20 protein-coding genes and 1 pseudogene are annotated in these 26,480 nt (G+C 56.4%); 18 read left to right on the top strand and 3 right to left on the bottom strand.

The annotated features are described in order from the left end of the window. Positions 1-90 precede the first annotated feature (90 nt). From B5E84_RS15415 to B5E84_RS15330, 18 genes are all read left to right on the top strand, one after another. A complete protein-coding gene (locus B5E84_RS15415) occupies positions 91-1,152 on the top strand; it encodes a Bug family tripartite tricarboxylate transporter substrate binding protein (protein WP_143469254.1) in 1,062 nt (353 codons plus the stop codon). Positions 1,153-1,165: 13 nt separating this feature from the next. Further along, entirely contained in the window at positions 1,166-1,687 is a 522-nt protein-coding gene (locus B5E84_RS15410; RefSeq protein ID WP_087224346.1) for a tripartite tricarboxylate transporter TctB family protein, read from the top strand. 12 nt (positions 1,688-1,699) lie between these two features. After that, on the top strand, positions 1,700-3,205 hold the full coding sequence (locus B5E84_RS15405) for a tripartite tricarboxylate transporter permease (RefSeq protein ID WP_087224344.1): 1,506 nt from the start codon (positions 1,700-1,702) through the stop codon (positions 3,203-3,205). A gap of 96 nt (positions 3,206-3,301) precedes the next feature. Further along, positions 3,302-3,565 carry a hypothetical protein gene (locus B5E84_RS15400; protein WP_087224342.1) on the top strand — a complete coding sequence of 88 codons (264 nt, stop codon included), beginning with the start codon at positions 3,302-3,304 and terminating at the stop codon, positions 3,563-3,565. Positions 3,566-3,581: 16 nt separating this feature from the next. Continuing rightward, positions 3,582-5,795 (top strand): sensor histidine kinase, encoded by a 2,214-nt coding sequence (locus B5E84_RS15395; RefSeq protein ID WP_087224340.1) that lies wholly within the window; start codon positions 3,582-3,584, stop codon positions 5,793-5,795. Continuing rightward, entirely contained in the window at positions 5,792-6,829 is a 1,038-nt protein-coding gene (locus B5E84_RS15390; protein WP_242963406.1) for a Bug family tripartite tricarboxylate transporter substrate binding protein, read from the top strand. The genes B5E84_RS15395 and B5E84_RS15390 overlap by 4 nt, the downstream gene beginning before the upstream one ends. 135 nt (positions 6,830-6,964) lie before the next feature. Beyond that, entirely contained in the window at positions 6,965-10,447 is a 3,483-nt protein-coding gene (locus tag B5E84_RS15385; RefSeq protein ID WP_087224338.1) for a DNA polymerase III subunit alpha, read from the top strand. Between the two features lie 50 nt (positions 10,448-10,497). Next, positions 10,498-11,472: a 6-phosphofructokinase gene (gene pfkA, locus B5E84_RS15380; RefSeq protein WP_087224336.1), complete on the top strand. Its 975-nt coding sequence runs from the start codon at positions 10,498-10,500 to the stop codon at positions 11,470-11,472. A 180-nt stretch (positions 11,473-11,652) separates the two neighbouring features. After that, positions 11,653-12,096, top strand: a complete 444-nt coding sequence (gene nusB / locus B5E84_RS15375; RefSeq protein WP_087224334.1) for a transcription antitermination factor NusB — start codon at positions 11,653-11,655, stop codon at positions 12,094-12,096. A gap of 4 nt (positions 12,097-12,100) precedes the next feature. Beyond that, positions 12,101-13,306, top strand: a complete 1,206-nt coding sequence (gene xseA, locus B5E84_RS15370) for an exodeoxyribonuclease VII large subunit (protein ID WP_087224332.1) — start codon at positions 12,101-12,103, stop codon at positions 13,304-13,306. A gap of 118 nt (positions 13,307-13,424) precedes the next feature. After that, the gene (xseB, locus tag B5E84_RS15365; protein WP_087224330.1) at positions 13,425-13,661 is read left to right on the top strand and encodes an exodeoxyribonuclease VII small subunit; all 237 of its coding nucleotides are present in this window, start codon (positions 13,425-13,427) and stop codon (positions 13,659-13,661) included. Then, entirely contained in the window at positions 13,661-14,545 is an 885-nt protein-coding gene (locus B5E84_RS15360) for a polyprenyl synthetase family protein (protein WP_442911401.1), read from the top strand. Before xseB ends, B5E84_RS15360 begins: the two co-directional genes overlap by 1 nt. A gap of 32 nt (positions 14,546-14,577) precedes the next feature. Beyond that, positions 14,578-16,440 carry a 1-deoxy-D-xylulose-5-phosphate synthase gene (dxs, locus tag B5E84_RS15355; RefSeq protein ID WP_087224326.1) on the top strand — a complete coding sequence of 621 codons (1,863 nt, stop codon included), beginning with the start codon at positions 14,578-14,580 and terminating at the stop codon, positions 16,438-16,440. A 78-nt stretch (positions 16,441-16,518) separates the two neighbouring features. Continuing rightward, a complete protein-coding gene (locus B5E84_RS15350; protein ID WP_087224324.1) occupies positions 16,519-17,424 on the top strand; it encodes a TlyA family RNA methyltransferase in 906 nt (301 codons plus the stop codon). A gap of 7 nt (positions 17,425-17,431) precedes the next feature. After that, entirely contained in the window at positions 17,432-18,298 is an 867-nt protein-coding gene (locus B5E84_RS15345) for an NAD(+)/NADH kinase (protein ID WP_087224322.1), read from the top strand. 15 nt (positions 18,299-18,313) lie between these two features. Continuing rightward, complete coding sequence (locus B5E84_RS15340) at positions 18,314-18,760, top strand: arginine repressor (RefSeq protein WP_087224320.1); 447 nt, start codon at positions 18,314-18,316, stop codon at positions 18,758-18,760. A 20-nt stretch (positions 18,761-18,780) separates the two neighbouring features. Beyond that, positions 18,781-20,445 (top strand): DNA repair protein RecN, encoded by a 1,665-nt coding sequence (recN, locus tag B5E84_RS15335; RefSeq protein WP_087224318.1) that lies wholly within the window; start codon positions 18,781-18,783, stop codon positions 20,443-20,445. 330 nt (positions 20,446-20,775) lie between these two features. Continuing rightward, complete coding sequence (locus tag B5E84_RS15330) at positions 20,776-21,669, top strand: helix-turn-helix transcriptional regulator (RefSeq protein WP_087224316.1); 894 nt, start codon at positions 20,776-20,778, stop codon at positions 21,667-21,669. 907 nt (positions 21,670-22,576) lie between these two features. On the opposite strand, the pseudogene B5E84_RS21425 reads toward B5E84_RS15330, so the two are convergent. The 3 genes and pseudogenes from B5E84_RS21425 to B5E84_RS15315 form a co-directional block, all read right to left on the bottom strand. Next, positions 22,577-23,125 (bottom strand): annotated as a pseudogene (locus tag B5E84_RS21425) (manganese catalase family protein); the annotation flags it as partial. Between the two features lie 22 nt (positions 23,126-23,147). Beyond that, a complete protein-coding gene (locus tag B5E84_RS15320; protein ID WP_087224314.1) occupies positions 23,148-24,605 on the bottom strand; it encodes a recombinase family protein in 1,458 nt (485 codons plus the stop codon). Positions 24,606-25,128: 523 nt separating this feature from the next. Further along, positions 25,129-26,166, bottom strand: a complete 1,038-nt coding sequence (locus tag B5E84_RS15315; protein WP_162612875.1) for an Abi family protein — start codon at positions 26,164-26,166, stop codon at positions 25,129-25,131. Positions 26,167-26,480: the final 314 nt, after the last annotated feature.

Raw genomic sequence — 26,480 nt, 5'->3', positions numbered from 1 at the left:
GATGAACGCTCAGTTAAGATGGATAAAGTATAATCGCCTCAAATGAAAAAATTGTGCATAATACACAATTTTAGAAAGAGAGGGTGTTATATGAAAAAGAAAATGTTGAAACTGGCATCCCTGGCAATGGCGGCAGTTATGACTCTGTCCCTGGCAGCCTGCGGAGGCGGATCCAGCTCCGGCGGTTCTGACAGCGGCAACGGCGGGGAGGCCGGCGCAGAAGGCTGGGAGTGGGAGCGCAAGGTAACCATTGTCTGCCCGTGGGGCGTAGGCGGCGGCGCGGACGGTACCTTAAGACCCCTTCAGACGGTTCTGGAGGATGAGTTAGGCGTACCGGTGGAGATCGTGAACGTGGAGGGCGCCGGCGGCGCCAACGGCGTCAACTATGCTTACAAGCAGCCGGCAGACGGCTACACCTACGTGCTGGGCACCCAGTCCCTGGTGATGCTGGATCTGCAGAAGATCCTTCCCATGGACTTTAAAGAGGAATTTATTCCCGTTTCCAAGCTGGTACATTCTATCCTGATCGTCAGCTCCTCCAAGAAGGGCATGGAAGGAAAGTACACGAACTTTGAGGAGTTTATTGAATATGCAAAGTCTCATCCCCAGGAGTTAAGCTGTGGAATGCTTACGGCGACGGGAGCGGATTCCGTAGCGATGAAACAGACCCTGGCAGGCGGCTTAGGCTGTGACGTGACCGAGGTGGAGAACTATGTGAAGATCGTCAGCTACTCCAGCGGTTCTGAGATGAGTTCTGCCATGGCAGGCGGACACATCCACATCAGCATCAGCGGCGCGGACGAGATCAAGGGCCTGATCGACTCCGGCGACATTGTTCCCCTGATCTCCCTGTCTGAGGAGAGAATGAGCTCCTATCCGGACATCGAGTGCACCGGCGAGCAGGGCATCGACTCCTACATCGGCACCTGGCGCGGAATTTTCTGCCGCACAGACACACCGGCAGCGGCTGTGGAGGCTATGGACAAGGCCATCAAAGCGGCCTGGGAGACCGACACCTACCAGGAGTTCTTAAAGAACGCTTCCTACCTGGACCGCGACGGCTATGAGACCGGAGCTGATTTCCAGACACTGATTGACGAGGAGTACGTCACCTTTGAGGAGTATTTAAAGAACGCTGGCCTGATTCAGTAAGGGGATATGAGATATGGCGATTGAACTCATTGTAAATGTATTATTGCTTGGTTTCAGTATATTTTGCTACGTCTATGTGGGCTCCACCATGCCGGAATCGGCGGTGAATGAGCTGGGGGCGGAGCAGTGGCCTCAGGGCATTCTGATTCTGCTGATTATCGCGATCCTGTACAACATTTTCAAGTTCTTCCGGAAAAATAAGATGGACGAGATCGCGGCGGCGTTTCAGGGTTTCCCGGCGGCGATTGTGGACTTTTTAAAGAGCAAGCTGTTTATCGGCATGGTTCTGGTGGTGGTGATGGCCATGGCCTACGAGCCCATCGGATTTATGCTCACCAGCTTTGTGTTCCTGATGGCCTACGGCTATCTTTTGGGACAGAGACGGATTGGATTTTTGGTGTTGACCTCTCTTTTGATCACAGTTATTCTGTATATTGGATTTTCCGTTTTCCTGGGAGTGATGCTTCCCAGAGGCCAGGTATCCTTCTTAAGAGAGTTTGCGCTGTTTGTGGAATCTCTGATTCCGGCGTTCTAAGGGAGGTGCCGTATGGAATTATTGACAAGTGGAATGGCTGTGGTATTTCAGCCGACGATGTTTCTTCTGATTATTCTGGCTGTATTCCTGGGGACCCTCTTTGGGGCGCTCCCCGGCGTGTCGGCCACGATGGCAGTTACCCTGGGAATTCCGTTCACCTATAAAATGGACGCGGTGAGCGCGATCGCGTTCCTGGTGGCAATCTACTGCGCGTCCATCACCGGCGGCGGTATGACGGCGATCTTATTTAAGATCCCCGGCGTTCCGTCCAGTGCCCCGACGACCTACGACGGCTACCCCATGGCCCAGAGAGGCGAGGCGGGAAAAGCGCTGGGAATGCAGTTAGTCTGCTCCGCTATCGGCGGAATGTTCGCGGCGATCTGTATGCTGCTTTTGAGCCCGCAGCTCACCCAGGCGGCCTTAAGCTTTGGCCCGTCTGAGCTGTTTGCCATCTCCTTCATGGGTCTGTCCATTCTGACCAGCCTGGAAACGGATAATATCTGCCGCACCATTATCTCCGGACTTTTAGGCCTGCTGCTTGCCTGCATCGGCCTGGATCCGCTGCTGGGTGTGCCCCGTCTGACCTTTGGAACGAGACTGCTCACCTCCGGCATTGAGATGATCCCGGTGATGATCGGATTCTTCGCCGTGACCGAGGTATTAAAGCAGACGTCAAAGCCGTCCAAGCTCACCGCGGTGGGCGGAAACGGCAATATGTCCGCGAAACTGCCCAGCCTGAAGGAGTTCCTTTCCGTAAAATGGATTGTGGCCAGATGCTCCGTAGTGGGAACCATCATCGGTATCCTGCCTGGCGCCGGCGCCACCATCGCCTCCTTCATGTGCTATTCCATGGAGCAGAAACTGTCCAAGCACCCGGAGAAGTTCGGAACAGGCTGTCTCGACGGTATTGCCGCTCCTGAGACGGGAAACAACGCGGCTACCGGAGGAGCCATGGTACCGCTGCTGTCCTTAGGTATTCCCGGAGGAAACGCGGCAGCCATCATGATGTCCGCCCTGGTGCTTAAGGGCGTAACCATGGGCCCGCTGCTGCTCATTGACCAGCCGCAGTTTTTATCTGCTACCTTCGCGTCCATGTTCGTGTCCAACATCATCATGGTATTCGCGGCGATCATCATCGCCAAGGTGTTCGTGCAGATCTTAAAGATCCCGTACAGCATCCTGGGACCGACCATCATCATGATGGCCACCATCGGCGCCTATGCCACGAAGAACACGGCAGTGGATGTGCTGCTGATGGCAGTGTCCGGACTGGCCGGATTCCTGTTTGTGAAATGTAAATTCAACAGCTCCGCCATGATCTTAGGGCTGGTGCTGGGAACCATCTGTGAGTCCAACCTGCGCCGCGCGGTGACCATCGTTCAGGGCGATACCCTGGCTCAGGCATTCTTGAACCTGGCGAAACGCCCGGTGACCGGAATTGTGCTGGTAGTCTGCCTGGTGGTACTGGTGTGGCCGGTGATCAAGCCTATGATCGCGAAACAGAAGGCTGAGAAATAAGACGACCAAAAAAGGGTAAATATGGAGAGGGGACGCTGCGAACGGAGGCTTACGGCCTTCCTCGCGGCCCCCTCTTTTGGAGTAGAAGGAGAAATGATGGAAAAACGCTGGTTTAAGTACAAAATGCCCCTTACCGCAGTAAAGCCGGTCTGTATCGTGGCGGTGCTCTGCGGCATTTTCTTTTTTGCGGCAGGCCGGTGGGCGGCGGCGCTCTGTATGCTTTTAGGGGCTTACCTGCTGGAGCGGGGGATGTACCGGTGTCCGTCCTGCGGAAAGAAACTGGACATGAAATATCCTCTGTTTCGCGGCTGCCGCTGCCCGTTCTGCGGCAAAGAGCTGCGGGAGAGGAAAAACGGGTAAAAGAGGACGCTTGAATATGGGAAAAAAACTGATCGTACCGCTGATCGGGTTTCTGATCGCTCTGGTGGTCTACCTGATGGAGGTGACCTATTCCGCCTACACCGGCCTGGCGATTCAGGAATGCCAGGAGAACCTGCTCCAGGTCTCCCGCGCCGTCTCCGGGAATCTCCAGACCTTTTTCTCCGAACAGATCCGGAAAGTGGACATCCTGACGCAGACGCCGGGATTTTTGGAGGGATTTGAGGAGTATTACGAGAACGGAGATACGTCGGTCATGAAGGAGTACATTTTCTCCTACATGGTATCCCATCAGCAGGGCCTGGCCAGCATTTACGTGCTGGATCAGGACGGGGAGCCGGTGTTTCACTATGACCAATACCCGTTTGTGGGCCAGTTTGACGGGGAGGAATTGAACCTGGAGCAGTACGGCAACGCCGGGGAGAGCGGAATCGGAGAGCTCATCGGCGGGCCCGGGGAAAAGTACGGGGTGACGCTGGTAAACAGCATTTACGGCGGCCAGGGGTATCTGGGCGCCGTGGTGAGCGTTCTGGATATGAAGGAGATTTATAACCAGTGCGTGGAGCTTTTAAGCCCGGAGCGGGGCGGCTATATCATGGTGCGGGACGGGGAAGGCACGGTGATCATGCACCCGGAGACGGAGCTGCTCCATTTTAACTGTGCCAGGGACCTGGAGGGGTTTGAGACCCTGGCCAGGTACGAGAGCCTGCGGTGGATCCTGGAAAAGCAGTATAGCGAGGAGGAAGGCAGCGGCATCTACACCGACTACACCAACAACATTCTGCCGGCGGAGCAGCTTTTGACCTCCTTTTCCCGGATGAATTTAAATGGGGTGTCCTGGTATGTGTCGGCGGTAATGCCCTACCAGACGGCCATCCGCATTGAGACGGACAGCCTGCGCCATCTGGGCGTGCTGGCGGTGGCCATTTTCATCCTGCTGCTGACGGGAGGCATGGTCATCTACGGGCAGCAGCGGGAGCGGCAGAAATTAAAGATTGAGACCCGGTATCTGCGGGATATGAACAGGACGCTGGAGGAGCTGCACCAGAGCCAGGAGCAGATCCGCCATTATCAGAAACTGACCACCATCGGGATGCTGGCCGGAGGCATTGTCCACGAGTTCAACAACCTGCTCACCCCCATTATGGGCTATTCCGAGTTCCTCATGGAGCGCCTGGGAAAGGACAATGAATACTACGGCGACATGGAGGAGATTTACAAAGCGGGAGCCAGAGGAAAGGAGATTGTGGAGCAGATCCTACCCTTCAGCCGGAAGGAGATGGAGACCTCCGTCTTTGCCCCGGTGAGCATTGACGCGGTGGCGAAGGACGCGCTGAAGGCGGTGGCCCTTTTAAAGCCCTCCAACGTGCAGGTGGTGGAACGGCTGGACGCGGCCGGGGTCAACGTCTACGGCAGCTCCACCCAGATCCACCAGGTGCTCCTAAACCTCTATTCCAACGGCTGCCAGGCCATGGAACAGAACGGAGGCACGCTGACGGTGGAGACAAAACGGGTGTCCAGAGACCAGATTCCCGCCCAGTATCAGGGGGTGGCGGATTCCGACTATGTGGAGGTGGTCATTTCCGACACCGGCTGCGGTATGGAAAAGGAGACGCTGCGGCAGATTTTCGAGCCCTTCTTTACCACGAAGGGGGCAGGCACCGGCCTGGGCTTGTCGGTGGTAAAAAATATCATGGTGAACCATGGAGGCTTTGTGCTGGCGGAGAGTGAGGTGGGAAAAGGGAGCCGGTTCCGGCTGTATTTTCCTGCCACAGAGCTGTCCGTGCCCGGCATTGGCCGTGGGCGGGAGGAAAAGCGGCACACGGGAAAGGGCTCTGTCCTTCTGGTGGATGACGATGAGCAGATCGTGAAGTATCTGAGGAAACGGCTGGCCCTTCGGGGCTACCGGGTGGACGCCTACACCGATGCCCGCAGGGCCATGGAGGTCCTGGGGCGGCGGGAAGGAGGCTGGCAGCTTATGATTGTGGACGACACCATGCCGGGATACCGGGGGATCACCCTGGCGAGGAAGGGCCGGCAGCGGTTTGGCATGGGGATCATTCTCATCACCGGCCTGGTGGGCCGGGATACCATCCTGATGAAGGAACAGGGGATCATTGACGAAATACTGGTAAAACCGATCCGGTTTAAAGAGCTTCTGACTCTGATGGAACGGATCACAAACGAGAAGGACGGGGGAGATACAGATTGAAATGGGTTTGGAAGGCGGGAAAGAAACTGTCTGTGCTTTTGGCCGCGGTATTCCTGGCGGTCATGCTGCTCAGCTGCGCCCAGAGGGAGGCGGGCCCGCAGACGCAGGCGGAAATGGAATATCCAAAGGAGGCGGTGGAGATGATCGCCCCGGCGGGACGGGGCGGTGGCTTTGATCTGACCATACGGGCGGTGTCCCAGTGCCTGATCAGCTCCGGCCTGGTGTTCGTGCCCCTTCCGGTGACGAACAAGCCGGGAAACGGAGGCAGCGCGGCGCTGGAATACCTGGCGAAAAAGCGGGGCTCGGATACGGTGCTGTCCATATTTTCCCCGCCCATCTGCCTGATCCATCTGAACGGGACGACGCCTTACAATTACAAGGACAATACCACTCCGGTGGCGAAGCTGCTGGTGGACTACGGCTGTTTCGCGGTGCGCAGCGACTCGCCCTATGAGAGCATCGGGGACGTGATGGAGGCGCTGAAGGCGGACCCCACCTGCCTGAAGGTGGGCGGGACCTCGTCGGTCTGGTCCATGGATCACGTGCAGTTTCTGGTGATGGCCAAGGCGGCGGGGGTGGAACGCCTGGATCAGATTCCTTACGAGGGCTATGAAAATGGCGGGGCCGCGTCCCAGCTCATGGGCGGGCGTATCGACGTGCTCTCCGCCGGGATCAGCGATGTGATGGGCCTGTTGGAGAGCGGGGACCTGCGGGTTTTGGCGGTGACCTCGGAGGAACGGATGGAAAACGGGCTGATGGCGGAGGTGCCCACCTGCAGAGAGGAGGGGATCGACCAGGTCTTTTCCAACTGGAGAGGCTTATTCGGGCCGGAGGATATGCCGGACTACGCCCTGAGCTACTGGGAAGAAACTCTGGAAAAGATGGTACACACAAAGGAGTGGCAGGAATACTGCGAGCAGTACGGCTGGACTATGGACTATCTGGGCCACGAGGAATTTGAAACCTTTCTGGACGAGACAAACGAGGAGTACCGGCAGCTTTTGGAGGAAGTGCGGGGGATGCCGGCGTACTAGGCGGGGCGGAAACGGACATGATCGCGTTAGCGGTCATGTCCGTTTTCTTGCAAGAAACCGCTTTTGCTGCGGCGGGAAGTGTGGTAAGATGAAGGTATGGCAAATTGACAGATTGACGACGGAAGGAGAGGGACGATGGCATTTACGCATCTGCACGTCCATACAGAATACAGCCTGTTAGACGGCTCCAGCAAAATTGAGGAGCTGGTGGCGCGGGCAAAGGAGCTGGGTATGAACAGCCTGGCGATCACGGATCACGGAGTGATGTACGGCGCCGTGGCCTTTTATAAGGCGGCCAAGGCAGCCGGGATCAAGCCCATCCTGGGAAGCGAGGTCTATGTGGCCCCGGGCTCCCGGTTTGACCGGGAGGCGGGAGGCGGAAAGGACAAGTATTACCACCTGGTGCTGCTGGCGGAGAACGACACCGGCTACCACAACCTGATGAAGATCGTGTCCAAGGGCTTTGTAGACGGTTTCTACTACAAGCCCAGGGTGGACTACGAGGTGCTGGAGCGGTATCACGAGGGAATTATCTGCCTGAGCGCCTGCCTGGCGGGGGAGGTGCCCCGGTATTTGGAGCGGGGGCTTTATGACAAGGCCAGGGAGGCGGCCCTGCGCTATGAAGGGATTTTTGGAAAGGGGAATTTCTTCCTGGAGCTGCAGGATCACGGCATTCCCGCCCAGAAAATGGTGAACCAGGGCCTGCTGCGCCTGAGCCGGGAGCTGGGCATCGACCTGGTGGCCACCAACGACATCCACTACACCTTCGACAGCGACGTGGACGCCCACGACATCCTGCTGTGCATCCAGACGGGCAAAAAAGTGGCGGACGAGAACCGGATGCGCTACGAGGGCGGCCAGTATTACTGCAAGTCGGAGGAGGAGATGCGCCGTCTCTTTCCCTACGCCCAGGAGGCCATTGACAACACCCAGAAGATCGCCGACCGCTGCGACGTGGAGATCGAGTTCGGCGTCACCAAGCTGCCCCGGTACGAGGTGCCGGAGGGCTACGACTCCTGGGGGTATTTAAACCACCTCTGCGACGAGGGGCTGAAAATGCGGTATCCGGAGGATGACGGCACGTTAAAGAAACGGCTGGACTACGAGCTGGACGTGATCCACACCATGGGGTACGTGGACTATTTCCTCATTGTGTGGGACTTCATCCACTTTGCCAAATCCCACGGCATCAGCGTAGGCCCCGGCCGCGGCTCCGCCGCGGGAAGCATCGTTTCCTACTGCCTGGAGATCACGGACATCGACCCCATCCGCTACAACCTGCTCTTTGAGCGGTTTTTGAATCCGGAGCGGGTGTCCATGCCGGATATTGACGTGGACTTCTGCTTTGAGAGACGGCAGGAGGTGATCGACTACGTGGTCCAGAAGTACGGCAAGGACCAGGTGGTGCAGATCGTCACCTTCGGTACCTTCGCCGCCAGGGGCGTGGTGCGGGATGTGGGGCGTGTGCTGGATCTGCCCTACGCTAAGTGCGACGCCATCGCCAAGATGATCCCCAAGGATCTGGGCATCACCCTGGACAAGGCGCTAAAGAGCAGCCCCGACCTGCGAAACGCCTATGATACAGACGACGAGGTAAAATATCTGATCGATATGTCAAAACGGCTGGAGGGCCTGCCGAGACACACCTCCATGCACGCGGCGGGCGTGGTGATCAGCCGCTTAAGCGTGGACGAGTACGTCCCCTTATCGAGAGGGGCGGACGGCACCATCACCACCCAGTTTACCATGACGGAGCTGGAGGAGCTGGGGCTTTTGAAAATGGATTTCCTGGGCCTGCGGACCCTGACGGTGATCCAGAACGCAACCAGACAGGCGGAGAAGAACCACCACATGAAACTGGACCTTCTCCACATCGACTACAACGACCCGAACGTGATGGACATGATCGGCAGCGGAAAGGACGAGGGAGTGTTCCAGTTGGAGAGCGGCGGCATGAAAAGTTTCATGAAGGAGTTAAAGCCCCGCACCCTGGAGGACATCATCGCCGGCATTTCCCTCTACCGCCCCGGCCCCATGGACTTTATCCCCAAGTACCTGAAGGGGAAGAATGACCCGGCCTCCATCACCTACGACTGTCCCCAGATGGAGGAGATTCTGGAGCCTACCTACGGCTGCATCGTCTACCAGGAACAGGTGATGCAGATCGTGCGGGAGCTGGCCGGCTACACCATGGGCCGAAGCGACCTGGTGCGCCGCGCCATGTCGAAGAAAAAGGCGTCGGTGATGGAAAAGGAGCGTCAGAACTTCGTCTACGGCAACCTGGCGGAGGACGTGAAGGGCTGTGTGGCCAACGGGATCGACGAGAAGACGGCCAACCACATTTACGACGAGATGATCGACTTCGCGAAGTACGCCTTCAACAAGTCCCACGCCGCCTGCTACGCGGTGGTTTCCTACCAGACGGCATATTTGAAATACTACTATCCCCAGGAGTTTATGGCGGCCCTGCTCACCTCGGTGCTGGACCGGGTGGACAAGATTTCCGAGTATATTCTCACCTGCCGCCAGATGGGGATCGGCATTCTGCCGCCGGACATCAACGAGGGGGAGAGCGGCTTTTCCGTTTCCGGAAACGCCATCCGCTACGGCCTTTCGGCCATCAAGAGCATCGGCCGCAACGTGGTGGACGCCATCGTGCGGGAGCGGGAGCTAAACGGATCCTTTACCTCCCTGGACGATTTCATCGGCCGGATGAGCGGCAAGGAGATCAACAAGAAAACGGTGGAAAACTTCATCAAAGCCGGAGCCATGGACAGCCTGCCGGGAAACCGCAGGCAGAAACTCCTGGTGGTGCCGGAGATGATGGATCAGAAAAACAAGGAGAGAAAGACCTCCCTGGAAGGGCAGATGAGCCTGTTTGACTTCGCTGCGGAGGAGGACAAGCAGAATTTCCAGATCACCCTTCCCAATGTGGCGGAGTTTCCCAGAGAGGAGATGCTTTCCCTGGAAAAAGAGGTGCTGGGCGTGTATGTAACCGGCCATCCCTTGGAAGAATATGAGGAAGGATGGCGGAAGAATATCACCGCCATGACCACGGACTTCATCGTAGACGAGGAGACGGACGAGGCAAAGGTGGCCGAGGGCCAGTTTGTGACCATCGGCGGCATGGTGAGCGGAAAAACCGTAAAGATCACCAAGACAGGCAAATACATGGCCTTTCTGACGCTGGAGGACCTGGTGGGCTCTGTGGAGGTTCTGGTGTTCCCGAAGGATTACGAGGTAAACCGGGACATTTTGGAGGAGAACGCTAAGCTGTTTATCCGGGGCCGTGTCTCTTTGGGGGATGAGCCTGCGGGAAAGCTGATCTGCGAGCGGATCATTCCTTTTTCCCAGATCCCCAAGGAGCTGTGGATCCAGTTCCCTGATAAGGACGCCTATCTGGCGGCGGAGCGGGAGCTTTTGGAGATCTTAAAGCCGGCGGAGGGAAACGACCAGGTGATCATCTATCTGAGGCAGGAAAAGGCGAAGAAAATTCTGCCGCCGGGGTGGCGGGTTCAGGCAGACAGGCAGCTTTTGGCAAAATTGTCTGAATTATATGGTGAAAAAAATGTCAAGGTTGTAGAAAAAACTATTGAAAAGATAGGGAAAATGAATTAGAATAGCACTGATTGATGTATATAAATTCGAACAATATGGAGGGATTGGCTATGGCAAAAGAGGTAAAAACGATTGGTGTATTAACGAGCGGCGGTGATGCACCGGGCATGAATGCAGCAATCCGCGCAGTAGTCAGAACCGCAATAAATAAAGGCTTGAAAGTAAAAGGAATCATGAGAGGCTATGCCGGCCTGCTCCAGGAGGAGATCGTGGACATGGACGGCTTAAGCGTGGCGGATACCATCAACCGCGGCGGCACCATTCTCTACACGGCAAGATGCCAGGAGTTTACCACCGCCGAGGGCCAGCAGAAGGGCGCGGAGATCTGCCGCAAGCACGGCATCGACGGCATCGTGGTCATCGGAGGCGACGGCTCCTTTAAGGGCGCCGGAAAGCTTTCCGCCCTGGGAATCAACACCATCGGCGTGCCGGGCACCATCGACCTGGACATCGCCTGCACGGATTACACCATCGGCTTTGATACCGCTGTGAACACGGCGATGGAGGCCATTGACCGGGTAAGAGATACCTCTACCTCCCATGAGCGCTGCAGCATCATCGAGGTTATGGGGCGCAACGCTGGATATATCGCACTGTGGTGCGGCATCGCAAACGGCGCGGAGGACATCCTCCTGCCGGAGAAATACGACGGGGACGAGCAGCAGCTCATCAACCGCATTATCGACAACCGCAAGAGAGGCAAGAGACACCACATCATCATCAACGCCGAGGGAATCGGGCATTCCGCGTCCATGGCAAAGAGAATTGAGGCGGCCACCGGCATTGAGACGAGAGCCACCATTCTGGGCCATATGCAGAGGGGCGGTACCCCCACCTGTAAGGACCGGATGTACGCGTCCATCATGGGCGCCAAGGCGGTAGAGCTTCTGGCGGCCGGAAAGAGCAACCGTGTGGTAGCCTACAAGGGCGGCGAGTATGTGGATTTCGACATCCAGGAGGCGCTGTCCATGACAAAGGAGATCCCGGAGGATCAGTACGAGATCAGCAAGATCCTGGTGAGATAATAGGCGGAAGGAGAGAGCGTTTCCCAGAAAGGGCTGGGGGACGCTCTCGTTGTCTTTTTGGGCTGCGAAAACGCGCCGCGGCCCACACTTTTTTGCATAAACCTTGCATAATACCCGCTGAAATGGTATAATGTGAGAACTTCAAACAACAGATTGAGAACACATTCAGGAGGAAAAAGCATGACCAGACGAGAGCTGAGGGAGCATTGTTTTAAAATGCTGTTCTGTGCTAATTTTTACGATACAAAAGAGGCGGAGCAGCAGCTGGAAAGCTATTTTGACGCTCCTGCGGAGGACGAGACGGATGAGGAGGGAAAACTCCAGGTCATCCATCAGGTCGGACTGGAGGAGAAGGATAAGGAGTATCTCCACGGCCGTGTGGAGAGCATCATGGAGACCATTCCGGAGCTGGACGAGTGCCTGAACCAGGTGGCAGAGGGGTGGAAGACCCGCCGTATGGGAAAGGTGGAGCTGACCATTCTGCGTCTGGCCCTCTATGAGATGAAACATGACGACACCGTTCCGGAGAAGGTGGCGATCAACGAGGCGGTGGAGCTGGCGAAAAAGTTTGGCGGCAGCGATTCTCCCGCCTTTGTAAACGGGATCTTGGCAAAGCTGGTGTAATCCTATGGCCAGCGTGTATTCCGTATCCCAGGTGAACGCTTACATCAAAAATATGTTTCTGCAGGACTTCGCCTTAAGCCGGATTTCCGTGCGGGGGGAGGTCTCAAACTGCAAATACCACACATCAGGTCACATCTATTTCACATTGAAGGACGGGGGCAGCGCCATTTCCGCGGTGATGTTCGCGGGAAACCGGGGCGGCCTGGATTTTAAGCTCCAGGAGGGGCAGCAGGTAGTGGCCTCCGGCTCTGTGGACGTGTACGAGAGGGACGGACGGTATCAGCTCTATGCCAGGCAGATCGCCTTAGACGGGGCGGGAGACCTCTTTCTCCGGTTCCAGAAACTGAGGGATGAGCTGGAGGAGATGGGGATGTTCGCCCAGGAGTACAAGCAGCCCATTCCCCGTTACGCCAGGACCGTGGGCATCGTCACCGCCAGCACGGGGGCAGCCATCCGGGACATCATGAATATCGCCAGACGGCGAAACCCCTACGTACAGCTTGTGCTCTGTCCGGCCCTGGTGCAGGGGGAGCAGGCAAAATACAGCATTGCAAAGGGCATTGAGACCCTGGATGCCATGGGGCTTGACGTGATCATCGTGGGCCGCGGGGGCGGCTCCATCGAGGATTTGTGGGCGTTTAACGAGGAGCTGGTGGCGCGGGCCATTTTCAACTGCCGGACGCCGGTGATCTCGGCGGTGGGCCACGAGACGGATGTGACCATCGCCGACTACGTGGCGGACCTGCGGGCGCCCACGCCCTCGGCGGCGGCGGAGCTGGCGGTCTTTGACTACTGGCAGTTTGAGGAGCAGCTGCGGCTGGATAGGGAGCGGCTGGAGCGGGCTATGGACAGGACCCTGGAGCGGAAACGGTTCCAGGTGCGGGATTTTGAGTACCGGCTGAAACTGCGCCATCCGGAGCGGCAGTTAAATGAGAAACGCCAGCTTCTGGCGGACTGGGAGGATCAGCTCCGGCTCCTGATGGAGAGCCGTCTGGAAAACCACAGGCACCGGCTGGCCCTCCTTGCGGGACGGCTTTCCGGCCTGTCCCCTCTGGATAAAATCAGCAGCGGCTATGGCTTTGTGACGGACATCCAGGGGAAACGGCTGAAGTCCGTGACCCAGCTGGAGGTGGGAGACCGGTTCCGGGTGCACCTGGCGGACGGGAGCGTCACCGCAGAGACGGTGGAGAAGATGGTTTCTATGAAATAAACCTGCCGGCTGGGACGCGTTTCCCGGGGAGAGAGCTGCCGGCTGGTACGGTTTGGGAAATCTGAGGATACAGGCGCCGTTTCCGGCGGCGGAAAGCAATGACGCAAAGGAGAGAGGTATGTCACCGAGAAAGAAAGCGGGAGAGGAGGCGGCTCCGGAGGAGGAGCTGTCCATCGAGGAGACCTTCGCCAGGCTGGAGGAGGTTCTCGCCCATATAGAAGAAGGAGAGTGCTCCCTGGAGGAGACTTTTCAATATTATGAAAAGGGAATGAAATTAGTAAAGGCGTGTCACGACAAGATCGACCGGGTGGAGAAACAGATTCAGGTGCTCGGCGGGGAAGGAGAGGAATCATGATGGGAGAGGAGCGGCTGATCCGGGAGACGGCAGAGACAGAGGCCATTGTGAAAAAGTACCTGCCCCCTGTGGAAGGGTTCCAGAAAACGGTGCTGGACGCCATGGATTACAGTGTGAACGCCGGGGGAAAACGGCTCCGTCCGCTGCTGATGCGGGAGAGCTACCGCCTCTTTGGCGGAACGGGGGAGAAGATCGAGCCGTTTATGGCGGCCATGGAGATGATCCACACCTCCTCCTTGATCCACGACGACCTGCCCTGCATGGACAATGACACCCTGCGCCGGGGAAAGCCCACCGCCTGGGTGAAATACGGCTACGACATGGCTGTGCTGGCGGGGGACGGGCTGATGATCTACGCCTTTGAGACGGCGGCGAAGGCCCTGGCCCTGGGCGGCGACCCGGCGAAGGTGGGCCGCTGTATGGGCATTCTGGCGGAAAAGACAGGCATCTACGGGATGATCGGCGGTCAGACGGTGGACGTGGAGCTGACGAACCAGCCCATTCCCAGGGAAAAGCTGGATTTTATCTACCGGCTGAAGACGGGAGCCCTTTTGGAGGCGTCCCTGATGATCGGCGCCGTGCTGGCGGGAGCCGGTGAAAAGGAGGTCAAGATCATGGAGGAGATCGCCTCCCTGGTGGGCCTGGCGTTCCAGATCCAGGACGACATCCTGGACGTGACGGGGGACGCCAAAGAGCTGGGAAAACCGGTGCTCAGCGACGAGAAGAACAATAAGACCACCTACGTCACCCTGGAGGGACTTCAGAAGGCCAGGGAGGATGTGAAGGCCATTTCCGCCCGCGCGGTGGAGCTTTTGGCATCCCTGGACAGGAGAAATGAATTCCTGGAGGAACTGATCAATATGCTGACTGACCGGAGAAAGTAACACCCGGGGACAGGGAAGAAGGGTACATTGATATGATACTGGAACAGATACAGAATCCGGAGGATATAAAGAAATTGGATTTAGAGGAGCAAAAGCTCCTGGCCCAGGAGATCCGGGACTTCCTGATCGAGAAGATCAGCGTCACCGGAGGACACCTGGCCTCAAACCTGGGGGTGGTGGAGCTGACCATCGCCATGTTTTTAAGCTTTGACCTGCCGGAGGACAAGATCATCTGGGACGTGGGCCATCAGGCCTACACCCACAAGATTTTGAGCGGCAGGCGGGAGATGTTTGACGAGCTGCGCCAGTATGGGGGAATCAGCGGATTTCCAAAGAGAAAGGAAAGCCCCTATGATGCCTTTGATACGGGGCACAGCTCCACCTCCATCTCCGCCGGCCTGGGAATGGCCCAGGGCAGGGATATTTTGGGGCAGGACCACTATGTGGTTTCCGTCATCGGAGACGGGGCCCTCACCGGCGGCATGGCCTATGAGGCGTTAAACAACGCCGCCCGCATGAACCGGAATTTCATCATTGTGCTCAATGACAACAATATGTCCATCTCCGAAAACGTGGGAGGAATGTCCCGGTATTTAAACGGCATCCGCACGGGAGAGGGCTACAATGATCTGAAACGGCTGGTGAACAACAGCCTGGAGAAGGTGCCGGTGATCGGCCGTCCCCTCATTGACAAGATCAGCCGCACGAAAAACGGCATCAAGCAGCTCCTCATTCCGGGGATGCTCTTTGAAAATATGGGGATCACCTATTTGGGGCCGGTGGACGGCCATGACATCCGGGCCCTGCGGAAGGTGTTTCGGGAGGCGAAAAAGCTGGATCACGCGGTGCTGGTGCACGTGAGGACGAAGAAGGGGAAGGGATACGCCCCGGCGGAGAGAAATCCCTCCCGTTTTCACGGAATCAGCCCCTTCGACGTGGAGACGGGAAAGCCGAAGGCGGAGAAGAAATACCCGGATTACACTGACATTTTCGCAAAAAAACTCTGCCAACTGGCGGAGAAGGACGAGCGCATCGTGGCGGTGACGGCGGCCATGCCGGACGGCACCGGGTTAAGCCATTTCGCGAAACGGTTCCCGAAACGGTTTTTCGATGTGGGAATCGCCGAGGAGCACGCGGTTACGTCGGCGGCCGGCATGGCCGCGGCGGGGCTGCGGCCGGTGGTGGCGGTGTATTCCTCCTTTTTGCAGAGAGGATATGACCAGATTGTCCACGACGTCTGCATTCAGAACCTTCCGGTGCTGTTTTGTATTGACCGGGCGGGGTTAGTGGGGAGCGACGGGGAAACCCATCAGGGGATTTTTGACTATTCCTATCTGACCTCTGTCCCCAACATGAGTGTGATGGCCCCCAAAAACCTGTGGGAGCTGCGGGCCATGCTGGACTTTGCCATGACCTACGACAGGCCGCTGGCCATCCGCTATCCCAGAGGACAGGCGTACCGCGGCCTGAAGGAGTTTGCGGCCCCTGTGGAGTACGGAAAGGGAGAGCTCCTGTACGAGGAGGAGGACTGCGCCCTGCTGGCGGTGGGCAGCATGGTGAGCACCGCGGAGCACGTGAGGGAGAAGTGGAAGGAGATGGGCTATGCCTGTTCTCTGGCAAACGGCCGGTTTGTGAAACCGGTGGACACGGACCTCATCGACCGGCTGGCTGAGAAACATGGGAAACTGGTGACGCTGGAGGAAAATGTGCTCCAGGGCGGATACGGCCTGGCGGTGACGGCCTACGTGCACCGGCATTATCCCCAGATTCAGGTGTTAAATATTGCCCTTCCCGACGCCTACGTGGAGCACGGAAACGTGTCAAAGCTGCGGGAGGGACTGGGAATCGACAGCGATTCGGTGATCCGGAGGATGAAGGAGTTTTTCCGGATGTAGTCCGGAAGGCAGGAAACCTGGGGGAGGAGGCCCCCGGGAAAACGGTTTCCGGATCAGGATGACAAGGAGAGACGAGAAATGAAGGAACGGTTAGACGTTTTGATGGTAAACCGGGGCCTGGCGGAATCCAGGGAGAAGGCGAAGGCCATTATCATGTCCGGCATCGTGTACGTGGACGGGCAGAAGGAGGACAAGGCCGGGAGCACCTTTGAGAGCACAGCTCAGGTGGAGGTGCGGGGCCACACCCTGGCTTACGTGAGCCGGGGCGGCTTAAAGCTGGAGAAGGCGATGAAGGAGTTCGGCGTAAGGCTGGACGGGAAGGTCTGCATGGACGTGGGCGCCTCCACCGGCGGTTTTACAGACTGTATGCTCCAGAACGGGGCGGTAAAGGTGTATTCCGTGGACGTGGGCCACGGCCAGCTGGCCTGGAAACTGCGCAACGATGAGCGGGTGGTCTGCATGGAAAAGACCAATATCCGCTATGTGAAACCGGAGGACATCGCCGACCGGCTGGATTTTGCGTCCATTGACGTGTCCTTTATCTCCCTGACGAAGGTGCTGGGGCCGGTAAAGGCCCTGTTAAAGGAGGATGGCCAGGTGGTCTGCCTGATCAAGCCCCAGTTTGAGGCGGGGCGGGAAAAGGTGGGAAAGAAGGGTGTGGTGCGGGAAAAAAGCACCCATCTGGAGGTGATCCGCATGGTAATGGACTTTGCCCGCAGCATTGGCTTTGAGCTGCTGAACCTGGACTTTTCCCCCATCAAGGGACCGGAGGGGAATATTGAGTATCTGCTGTATCTGCAGAACCACGGGGACGCCGGTTTGGCAAAGGACAGCCCGCAGGAGGCGGACGCAGGCGCGGCGGCTGCCGTGACAGGTGCACAGAAAGAGGAGGCAGCAGAAGTGCCCCGCGGGGATGAAACCTCGGCGGCGGGGACGATGCCGGACCCGAAAACCGTGGTGGAAATGGCGCACAGGAGCTTATAGGAGACAGATGAAAAAATTTTACTTGATAGCAAATAAGGGAAAGCAGAATACCAGGAGGGCGCTTAAGCGGATTGAGGAATACCTGACCCTGAAGGGGGCCTCCTGTCTGGTGAGCGAGAGCGAGGAGATGGAGGAGGGCCGCCGGGCGGGAAACGGGTTTAAGTACACGGACCCGGCGGGGATTCCTGGGGATACGGACTGCGTGATCACCCTGGGCGGGGATGGAACCCTGATCCAGGCGGCCAGGGACCTGGCGGGCTTAAATATCCCCATGCTGGGGATCAATCTGGGGACGTTAGGCTACCTGACCCAAGGGAGTGACGGGGAGATTCCGGAGCTACTGGACGCCCTGCTGGAGGATCGCTATGTGCTGGAGCGGAGGCTGATGCTGGAGGGCAGAATGGAAGGGCGGGACGGGACCCGTTTCCGGGACGTTGCCTTGAATGAGCTGGTGGTGACCAGAAAGGATTCCATGAAGGTGACCAAGCTGTCCATCAGCGTGAACGGCCGCTTTTTCAGCAGTTACACCGCCAACGGGGTGATTTTGTCCACCCCCACCGGCTCCACCGCCTACAACCTGTCGGCAGGCGGCCCCATTTCCGCCCCCAACTGCAGGATTATGATCCTGACTCCCATCTGTTCCCACACTCTGAATCTGCGCAGCATTGTGCTCTGCGGGGACGATACGGTGCGGATTGAGATTGTGGACGGCGAGGACGGCGAGCAGGCGGCGGTATTTGACGGAGACACGGCGGTGGATATGTCCAGGGGAGATGTGATTGAGATCAGCCGGTCGGCGGTGGAAACCACCCTGGTAAAGCTGAACGACATTTCTTTTATGGACAATCTGAGACGGAAAATGGCAGGAATTTAGGCGAGGAGGAAAAGGATGAAGCTGGAAAGACACAGCAAGATCGTGGAGCTGATCGGAAAGTATGAAATAGGGACCCAGGAGGAGCTGGCGGAGTATTTAAACAGGGCGGGATTTAACGTGACCCAGGCCACCGTCTCCAGAGACATCAGAGAGTTAAAGCTGTCCAAGATTCAGACGGAGGGCGGAAGGCAGCGCTACGCGGTGCTTCAGAGCCAGGATTCCTTCAGCGACAAGTATATCCGGATCCTGAGAGACAGCTATATGTCTATGGACATGGCCCAGAATATCCTGGTGATCAAGACGGTGGAGGGAATGGCCATGGCGGCGGCAGCGGCTCTGGACGCCATCCATTTTCACGAGATCGTGGGCTGCGTGGCCGGGGACAATACGATATTCTGCGCGGTGCGCAGCGTGGATGACACCATCATTTTGATGGACAAGCTGAAAAAGATACTGGTATAGACAGAAGAAACGGAGGGACTATGCTTTTAGAGCTGCACGTGCGCAATCTGGCCCTGATTGAGAGGGCTGACGTGGAATTCGGCGCGGGGTTAAACATCCTCACGGGAGAAACCGGATCGGGAAAGTCCATTTTCATGGGCTCCGTGAATATGGGACTGGGCGGAAAGGTGCCTAAGGACATGGTGCGCAGGGGGGCGGAGTACGCTTACATTGAGCTGATTTTCTCTGTGGACGGGGAGAAGGGAAGAATTCTGAGGGAGATGGGGGTAAACCCGGACGAGGACGGGACTCTCATTATTTCCAGAAAGATCATGCCCTCCCGCAGCGTCAGCCGCATCAATGATGAGACGGTGACCATCGGCAGGCTGCGGGAGATCACCGGGCTTTTGCTGGACATTCACGGACAGCACGAGCACCAGTCCCTGCTTTATAAATCAAAGCATCTGGAGATTTTAGACTGTTTTGCCGGGGCGGAGAAACTGAAGAAGTCCCTGGGGGAGGAGTACCGCCGCTACTGCGGCCTGGCGGAGACGGCCCAGGGATTCTGCGCCGATGAGGAGACGAGGCGGCGGGAGGCGGATTTCCTCCGGTTTGAGGTGGATGAGATCGAGGGGGCGGCCCTGAAAGCCGGTGAGGAGGAGGAGCTGACGAAGGCCTACCGCCGGTTTATGGGCAGCCGCAGGATCGTGGAGGCCCTGTCCGCCGCCTACAGCGCGGTGACGGCTGTGGATGTGGGAGAGGCCAGGAAGGGCGTGGAGCGGGCCGCCGAGTACGAGGAGGAGCTGGACAAGCTGAAGGATCAGCTCTTTGACGCGGAGGCCATTTTAAACGACGTGGCCCACGGCATTTCCTCTTATCTGGACAGCATGGTGTTTGACGAGGAGGAATTTCACCGGGTGGAGGAGCGGCTGGACGTGATCCACGGCCTGGAGGCGAAGTACGGGGCCGGGACGGAGGCGGTGCTCCAGGCTCTGGAGGAGAAAAAACGCCGCCTGGACGAGCTGGAAAACTATGACGGGCTGCGGCTGAAGGCGGAGCAGGAGCTGCGGGAGAGCAGAGAGCGGCTGGAAGGACTGTGCGCCCAGCTGTCCCAGGTCCGTCAGAAGGCGGCGGAAGGCCTGGCGGAGCGGATCAAAAAGAGCCTGCTGGAGCTGAATTTCCTGGATGTGGAGTTTGAGATCGCCTTCCGGAGGCTGGAAAAGTACACGGCCCACGGGTTTGACGATGTGGAATTCCTCATTTCCACCAACCCGGGGGAGAGTGTGAAACCGCTGGGAATGGTGGCCTCCGGCGGTGAGCTTTCCAGAATTATGCTGGCGATCAAGACGGTGCTGGCGGACACGGACGATGTTCCCACCCTGATATTCGACGAGATTGATACGGGAATCAGCGGGCGGACGGCTCAGAAGGTGTCGGAGCAGCTGGCGGTGATCTCCGGCAGCCGGCAGGTCATCTGCATCACCCATCTGCCCCAGATCGCGTCCATGGCGGACTGCCATTTTGAGATGGCGAAGGAGCCGAAGGATGCCAAGACGGTGACCACCATTCGCCGTCTGGACGGGGAGCAGCAGATCGTGGAGCTGGCCAGGCTTCTGGGCGGTGTGGAGATCACAGGAGCGGTTCTGCAAAACGCCAGGGAGATGAAGGAGCTGGCGGAGGAGACGAAAAGCCGGGTGCGGGAATAGAGAGTGAGAACGTGAGAGAAGGCGGAGTGGTCCGGGGGCGGGCGGCTCCGCCTTTTCCTGTGGGTCGGATAGAGCCGGTTGAGTATGCTGGAGATTCTTAGCGGAGAGACGGAAACGTGGGAAACTGCGTTCCTTATGGAACAAAAGCCTCCGGCGGGAGGCGCGCTCCGCGTGAAGGAAACTGGCTGCTGGCGCAGCTGCGCTCCGGCGGGAGTGTGCGCTGCTGCGTATGCTTTTTCGAGGTGGCGGGGTGGGAAAAAGAAAATGGGCAATAATATTGACAATAAATGTCAGTGTTTTTATAGTGAAAAAAGAAGGGGGGAGACCAGGATGAAGGAGAGCAGGCTGTTTCAGATTCTCTATTTTTTATTGGAGCGGGGGCATACGACGGCGCCGGAGCTGGCGGAGCGGTTTGAGGTGTCGGTGCGGACCATTTACCGGGATCTGGATGCCTTAAGCGGCGCGGGGATTCCCATTTACGTGACCACCGGGAGAAAGGGGGGAGTACAGCTTTTGGATCAATACCGCCTGGACCGGTCTCTGTTTTCCGACGGGGAAAAGCGGGAGATTCTGGCTGTTCTGCAAAGCGTCGCGGTGAGCGGGGCCTATGAGAGGGAGCTGCTGACAAAGCTGTCGGCGTTGTTTGGCGTCCGTTCGGATTCCTGGTTCGAGGTGGATTTTTCCCGATGGGGAAATGGCGCCAGGGACAAGGCCTTATTTGAGACGCTGAAGGATGCCGTCCTCTCCCGAAACGCGGTGGAGCTGGTTTATGTGAACTCCTGTGGGGAGAGGAGACGAAGGCGGATTTATCCCCTGAAACTTTTGTATAAAGGGGTGGCGTGGTATGTGAAGGCTTACTGCGCGGAAAAGGAGGATTTCCGCATTTTCAAGCTGAACCGGATGACAGAGGTTCAAGTGCTGGAGGAGACGTTTCCTCCCATGGAATATCCGGAGACGGAGGAGGGGCCGAAGGTGCCCTATTCGAAAATTACCTTCCGGGTGCCGGGAGAGCTGGCCTACCGCGTTTATGACGAGTTTGCGGCGGAGGAGATCACGGCGGAGGAAAATGGAACGCTGGTGGTGTCCTGCGAGATGCCGGAGGATGAGTGGCTGGTGGGGTATCTTCTCTCTTTCGGGGCGCGGCTGGAGGTACTGGAACCGGTTTATCTGAAGGAGGTGCTGGCGGAGGAAGGGCGGAAGATTTGTGAGGGGAATAGGATGTGAGGGAAGATGTAAGGGATGTTAGGGGGCTGATGGAATGGGGCGGGATTTCTATGTTGCGGGTGGTGTGAAGTTGGTAGGGGAATGCTGCGAGAGACGGGGGATTTTTGCGGAGATGATGGGAAGGGGACAGCGGTGAGAGATGTTTTGAGAGCTGCCGCTCTCTGCCGGTATTTGGACCGGCAGGGGGCGGCAGTTTTTGTATGGGAATAACGGGTGTCTGCCAGGAACATCAGCGGCAGTTCATGTTCTGGCCGCAGGTCCCAGCGCAGTTCATGCGGGCAGCCTGGTGATTGGCCTGCGTTCCGCTGGATCGGGAGGCAGTTCCCTGGGATCTGGCCTGCGTTCCGGCGGTGAGGGAGGAATTGCCCTGGGCGTTTGTCTGGGTTCCCATTTGAGTCTGCCCCATGGATGTCTGGCCGGTGGACGCCTGGTTGGAGGTCATGGGGGTGCGGGTTGACTGGTTGGAAATCATTTGATTTCGGGTCATCTGGCCTGGGGTGACCGGGGGCCTTGGGGTGCGGGCGGCTGGCTGGGTCATCTGGGGTTGGGAGGTCATTTGAGGTTGGGTCATTTGGTTTTGGGTCATCTGATTTTGAGCTATTTGATTTTGGGTCATTTGATTTTGGGCAGCCTGGTTTCTCGCCATTCTGGTGCGGGCCATCTGCTCGGCGGCCATCTGGCCCTGGGTCATCTGGTTCTGGGTCATCTGGCCGGCGCCGTTTTGGGAGTCCGTCATCTGATTTCCGCCCATGAGGAGCTGTTCGCAGTCCGGCAGCTCCGGCATGGAGGGCAGATTTCCCTGGGGCGGTGTGGAGGGGGTGCTGTCCTGGGGCGGTGTGGCAGGAGGAACGGGGGTGGAAGGCTCTATGGGAGTGGAGGGAATGGAAGGCTGCTGCGTCTCTGGCCGGTCAAACGCCGGGTTGAAGGCGTAGAAGTTCCGGAAATCCAGCTGATCCTGGGTGATGCGCAGGGCTTCGCCGAAACGCTGGAAGTGTACGATTTCCCGTTCTCTCAGATAGCGGATAGGATCACATACATCCGGGTCTTTGACGACGCGGAGGATGTTGTCGTAGGTGGTGCGGGCTTTTTGTTCTGCTGCCATATCCTCAAACAAATCCGTAATCGGATCCCCCTTCGACTGAAATTCACTGGCGTTAAACGGCACGCCTCCCGCCGCCTGGGGCCAGATGCCGGTGGTGTGGTCGATGTAGTAGGGGCCGAATCCGCCGGTGGTGACCTCCTCCGGCGTCAGGTTCCGGGTAAGCTGGTGGATGATGGCCGCCACGATCTCCAGGTGGGCCAGCTCCTCCGTTCCGATGTCCGTGAGTACGGCCTTGCACTGGTTGTAGGGCATGGCGTAGCGCTGGGAGAGATAGCGCATGGCGGCGCCCATTTCGCCGTCTGGCCCACCGTATTGCTGAAACAGATAATGACGGAAAAACCTAGGCTTTATCAGGCTTTTGGGGAATTTGTTGGCATTAGGAGCTGAAATAATAGGTAAACGTGAACGTATCCTCGGAGCGGTTATAGATGATTTTTTTGATCACGCTGCGGGCAGCGGTGCCCTTGAGTTCGTAGCTGACGGAGGGGTCCGACAGGATTGCATAGGCGTCCCGGATGGCGGAGAGCACCTGGGAATCATCCGGGGCAGGAGCGGCAGAAACGGCGGCAGCCAGGGCAGCGGCCTGGCGTTCCAGCTCCTGGCGTTCTTCCTGGAGGCGGGCTTTGTTCTGGCGGAATTCTTCCAGGGTGTCAATTTCATTTTCGTAGGCCTCCCGGATGCGCCGTTCTTTGATTTTCAGGCGGGCCAGAGCCTCCTGGATCAGGTCGGCCTCACTGGTTTGGACGGCGTCGGTGTGGGGGACATATTCGTAGGTCACGGATCCAGTTTTCAGGATGTCCTCCATAGACTGCAAGATGGCGGCCTCTGCCCGCCTGGCGGTGATGGCGCAGGAACCGGGGTGATAGCCTTTGGCGTATTTCCAGCACTGGAAGGTGGGGGGATGCTTTTTGGGGTCGTTGGAGCGGTTGTAGGAGAGGGTAGCACCGCAGATGCTGCAATACAGCAGGCCGGAGGCCCAGTGGGCGCAGGAGGAGGTGTCCCGCCGGCGCAAGGGGCGGTACTCCCGGCGGATGCGTTCCTGCACATCGTCAAAGATGTCTGTGACGGAAGGCCGGGTTTCGTGGGTACCCTGAAAGCTGTGGCCGTTCCATTCCACGACGCCCTCGTAAAAATGATTTTGCAGGATCCGGCTGATGCTGCGGCGCTCAAAGGGGTTGCCGCGCTGCGTTCTCCAGCCCCGGTCATTGCAGCTGCGGGCGATTCGGGTCATATCGGCGCCGGAGTGGTAGGCCCGGAAGATGTACTCCACGATTTGGTATTGCGGCTCATTGATGGTGAAGGGCTGGCCGTCGCCGACGGCGCTGTACCCCAAACAGGGGGCGGACTGGTAGCCGTTGCGCAGGGCTTTTTCGGTCATGCCCCGCAGGACCTCTCCGGAGAGATTGTAGGAATAGTATTCGTCAAACCATTCGATGATGGTCTCGATCAGGCGGCCGAACATCCCTTCCATGATGGGTTCGGATACGCTTTTGATCTCTACGCCGCATTTTTTCCGCAGGATTCCCTTGTAGAAGGTACTTTCCTCCTGGTTTCTGGCAAAGCGGGAGAATTTCCATAGGTAGAGCCGGGAGAACGGGGCCGGTTTCTGGGATTTTGCGGTGGCGATCATCCGCTGGAATTCCGGCCGGTTCTCCGCCCGGCGGCCGGATATGCCGCGCTTTTCAACAAATACAAACTCCGCTGGGATTATGTAGCCGTCCGCTTTGGCAGTTTTCTGGATTTCCCGGAGCTGGGCGTCCGGGGATAGCTCGGTCTGATCGTCGGTGCTGACGCGGATGTAGGCGGCGCCGATCTCTAAAGTCTTTCTTGACATGGTATCATCTCCTTGTGCATTGTACGATTTTTGGGTACAAAAAATACGCCCTCTTGACCGGGGCGCTCCAGGGATGATATAATGAACATTGCAAAATCCATTATATATTCTCCTGGAGTGATCCGGTAAGAGAATCTATGTGAAAGCCGGTTCCTGTTGGCGCAGGGGCCGGTTTTTACGTTTGACAAATAATTTGAATTGACATATAATATACTTAACAAGACAGCCGACGAGTAGGTGCACACTACCCGACCCGGCGAATCAGATTAACTTTACCAAGTAAAGCCACCCATCCGGCCAAGGAACAGGGCGGCTTTACTTATTTTTCAGATTCAGAATTGCTACGATTAAACTGGCCACGGTCAGAATTATCATAAATTCCTCATATGTACTCATAAGCATTTTCCCCTTTCCGCAAGACTCGGATCGGGTAATGAGCCGCCTCTGTCGGCTGTCCGGGTAAGTATATTATGTTGTCAAGGTTGCGGGGCTCCTGGCGGGGCAGGGGGCCAGTTTTTATTTACTAATGTATACATTTTTTGCAAGGTGTAAAACCTAATTGACGAGCCTTTTCCAAATCTAACTGCTTTGCATTTTTTAATCCGCTGCAATGTTGGTTGGCATGATATTTATTGCTTGTCGCTGATGTCCATACGATTTGGTGGGATGTTATGTTAATATCAAGTATCTTAGCAAGGTATGTAATATCCTGCGGGAAAGCACTGCAATGCCTATTTAATTCTCGATCTAAGACTCTGTTTAAATACTGGAAGGGTGCCTGGTAATTTATTAAATTTAATAAATGTAAAAGTAGACTAAATCCCTTGGTAAATTGTTCGTTTCCTGGAAAATTTAATTCTCTATTGCACTGGTAATTATAAATGCGTCCTCCATGAGCAGCAGTATTGCGATATTCAAGTGCTATGAACAAGGTATCCATCATTAATTTAACTTTGTCTGTATCTGAAAGTGATAAAGAGGAGGGATACAGCTTTTTAATCATCATATTTTTCTGTGGTGCTTTTAACTGATCGATAAAATTCACTATTGTACTAAAGTAAACGCTTTTGAATAAAATCCATGGTGGAACAATTCCATATTTTGTTTGATAATGGTAAATAGGTTCCTTATCAGTTTCTAACGTATCTCGTAGTTTCTCTAAAATCCCGGTAAGTGTAAAACGATATTTGGATTTGCGTTTATTTTGGTAATTTCTAAATTGCAAATACTGATCTTGGTTAGTACCGAAAGATTGAGCGATCACGTCAGCTGCTGTTTCTTTGATGTATTCTTCTAAATCTAACATAGATGCCATAACGGCAATTCGTAAATTTTTATCCAGGGTATACAGCGAAAATACTTGCTCAAAAGTAACATCTGATCGAAAAAATTTTTGATTATCCTTTGTGATAACGTAGGGGTCTCGATAGCTTTTTATAACATTGGAATATCCATATACGGTAAGAACTCTTTGGGCCGAATTTTCGTTACGAATAATGAGATTCCGTTTCTTTAATTTTTCAATTTGTTTATCGGTAGATGCGTATTCTAAAGTACTCATAAATCCTCCGTTAATACAAAAAGAGCCTTGGAACACTGTCCAAGACTCCTTTTGCGACCGCACAGCAGTCATTCGCTAATACTAGCATTATAGCATATGCGAAAATCTTGTCAAGTATTCGCTGGAATAAAAATTTACTTAGAATATGTAATTATTGTCAAGGTTGTTGGGCCCCTGGCGGGGCAGGGGCCGGAACGGGCATTTGACAGTTGAACAAAAAGAAAAATCCTCGCAGGCCGCATAAAGCCTGCATTTTTTTGTCAAATTTTTCATTTTTCTATTGAGTACTTTTGAGTGTTGTGTTATACTATAAA

The organism is Lachnoclostridium sp. An14 (assembly GCF_002160755.1).
GTDB lineage: Bacteria > Bacillota > Clostridia > Lachnospirales > Lachnospiraceae > Lachnoclostridium_A.
This window is presented reverse-complemented; position numbering and strand designations above follow the sequence as displayed.

Coding starts and splice junctions, on each gene's coding strand:
- B5E84_RS15350 (WP_087224324.1), top strand. CDS start 16,519: ATGAAGGAACGGTTAGACGTTTTGATGGTAAACCGGGGCCTGGCGGAA.
- B5E84_RS15340 (WP_087224320.1), top strand. CDS start 18,314: ATGAAGCTGGAAAGACACAGCAAGATCGTGGAGCTGATCGGAAAGTAT.
- dxs (WP_087224326.1), top strand. CDS start 14,578: ATGATACTGGAACAGATACAGAATCCGGAGGATATAAAGAAATTGGAT.
- recN (WP_087224318.1), top strand. CDS start 18,781: ATGCTTTTAGAGCTGCACGTGCGCAATCTGGCCCTGATTGAGAGGGCT.
- B5E84_RS15400 (WP_087224342.1), top strand. CDS start 3,302: ATGGAAAAACGCTGGTTTAAGTACAAAATGCCCCTTACCGCAGTAAAG.
- B5E84_RS15330 (WP_087224316.1), top strand. CDS start 20,776: ATGAAGGAGAGCAGGCTGTTTCAGATTCTCTATTTTTTATTGGAGCGG.
- xseA (WP_087224332.1), top strand. CDS start 12,101: ATGGCCAGCGTGTATTCCGTATCCCAGGTGAACGCTTACATCAAAAAT.
- xseB (WP_087224330.1), top strand. CDS start 13,425: ATGTCACCGAGAAAGAAAGCGGGAGAGGAGGCGGCTCCGGAGGAGGAG.
- B5E84_RS15415 (WP_143469254.1), top strand. CDS start 91: ATGAAAAAGAAAATGTTGAAACTGGCATCCCTGGCAATGGCGGCAGTT.
- B5E84_RS15405 (WP_087224344.1), top strand. CDS start 1,700: ATGGAATTATTGACAAGTGGAATGGCTGTGGTATTTCAGCCGACGATG.
- nusB (WP_087224334.1), top strand. CDS start 11,653: ATGACCAGACGAGAGCTGAGGGAGCATTGTTTTAAAATGCTGTTCTGT.
- pfkA (WP_087224336.1), top strand. CDS start 10,498: ATGGCAAAAGAGGTAAAAACGATTGGTGTATTAACGAGCGGCGGTGAT.
- B5E84_RS15360 (WP_442911401.1), top strand. CDS start 13,661: ATGGGAGAGGAGCGGCTGATCCGGGAGACGGCAGAGACAGAGGCCATT.
- B5E84_RS15410 (WP_087224346.1), top strand. CDS start 1,166: ATGGCGATTGAACTCATTGTAAATGTATTATTGCTTGGTTTCAGTATA.
- B5E84_RS15320 (WP_087224314.1), bottom strand. CDS start 24,605: ATGTCAAGAAAGACTTTAGAGATCGGCGCCGCCTACATCCGCGTCAGC.
- B5E84_RS15315 (WP_162612875.1), bottom strand. CDS start 26,166: ATGAGTACTTTAGAATACGCATCTACCGATAAACAAATTGAAAAATTA.
- B5E84_RS15385 (WP_087224338.1), top strand. CDS start 6,965: ATGGCATTTACGCATCTGCACGTCCATACAGAATACAGCCTGTTAGAC.
- B5E84_RS15395 (WP_087224340.1), top strand. CDS start 3,582: ATGGGAAAAAAACTGATCGTACCGCTGATCGGGTTTCTGATCGCTCTG.
- B5E84_RS15345 (WP_087224322.1), top strand. CDS start 17,432: ATGAAAAAATTTTACTTGATAGCAAATAAGGGAAAGCAGAATACCAGG.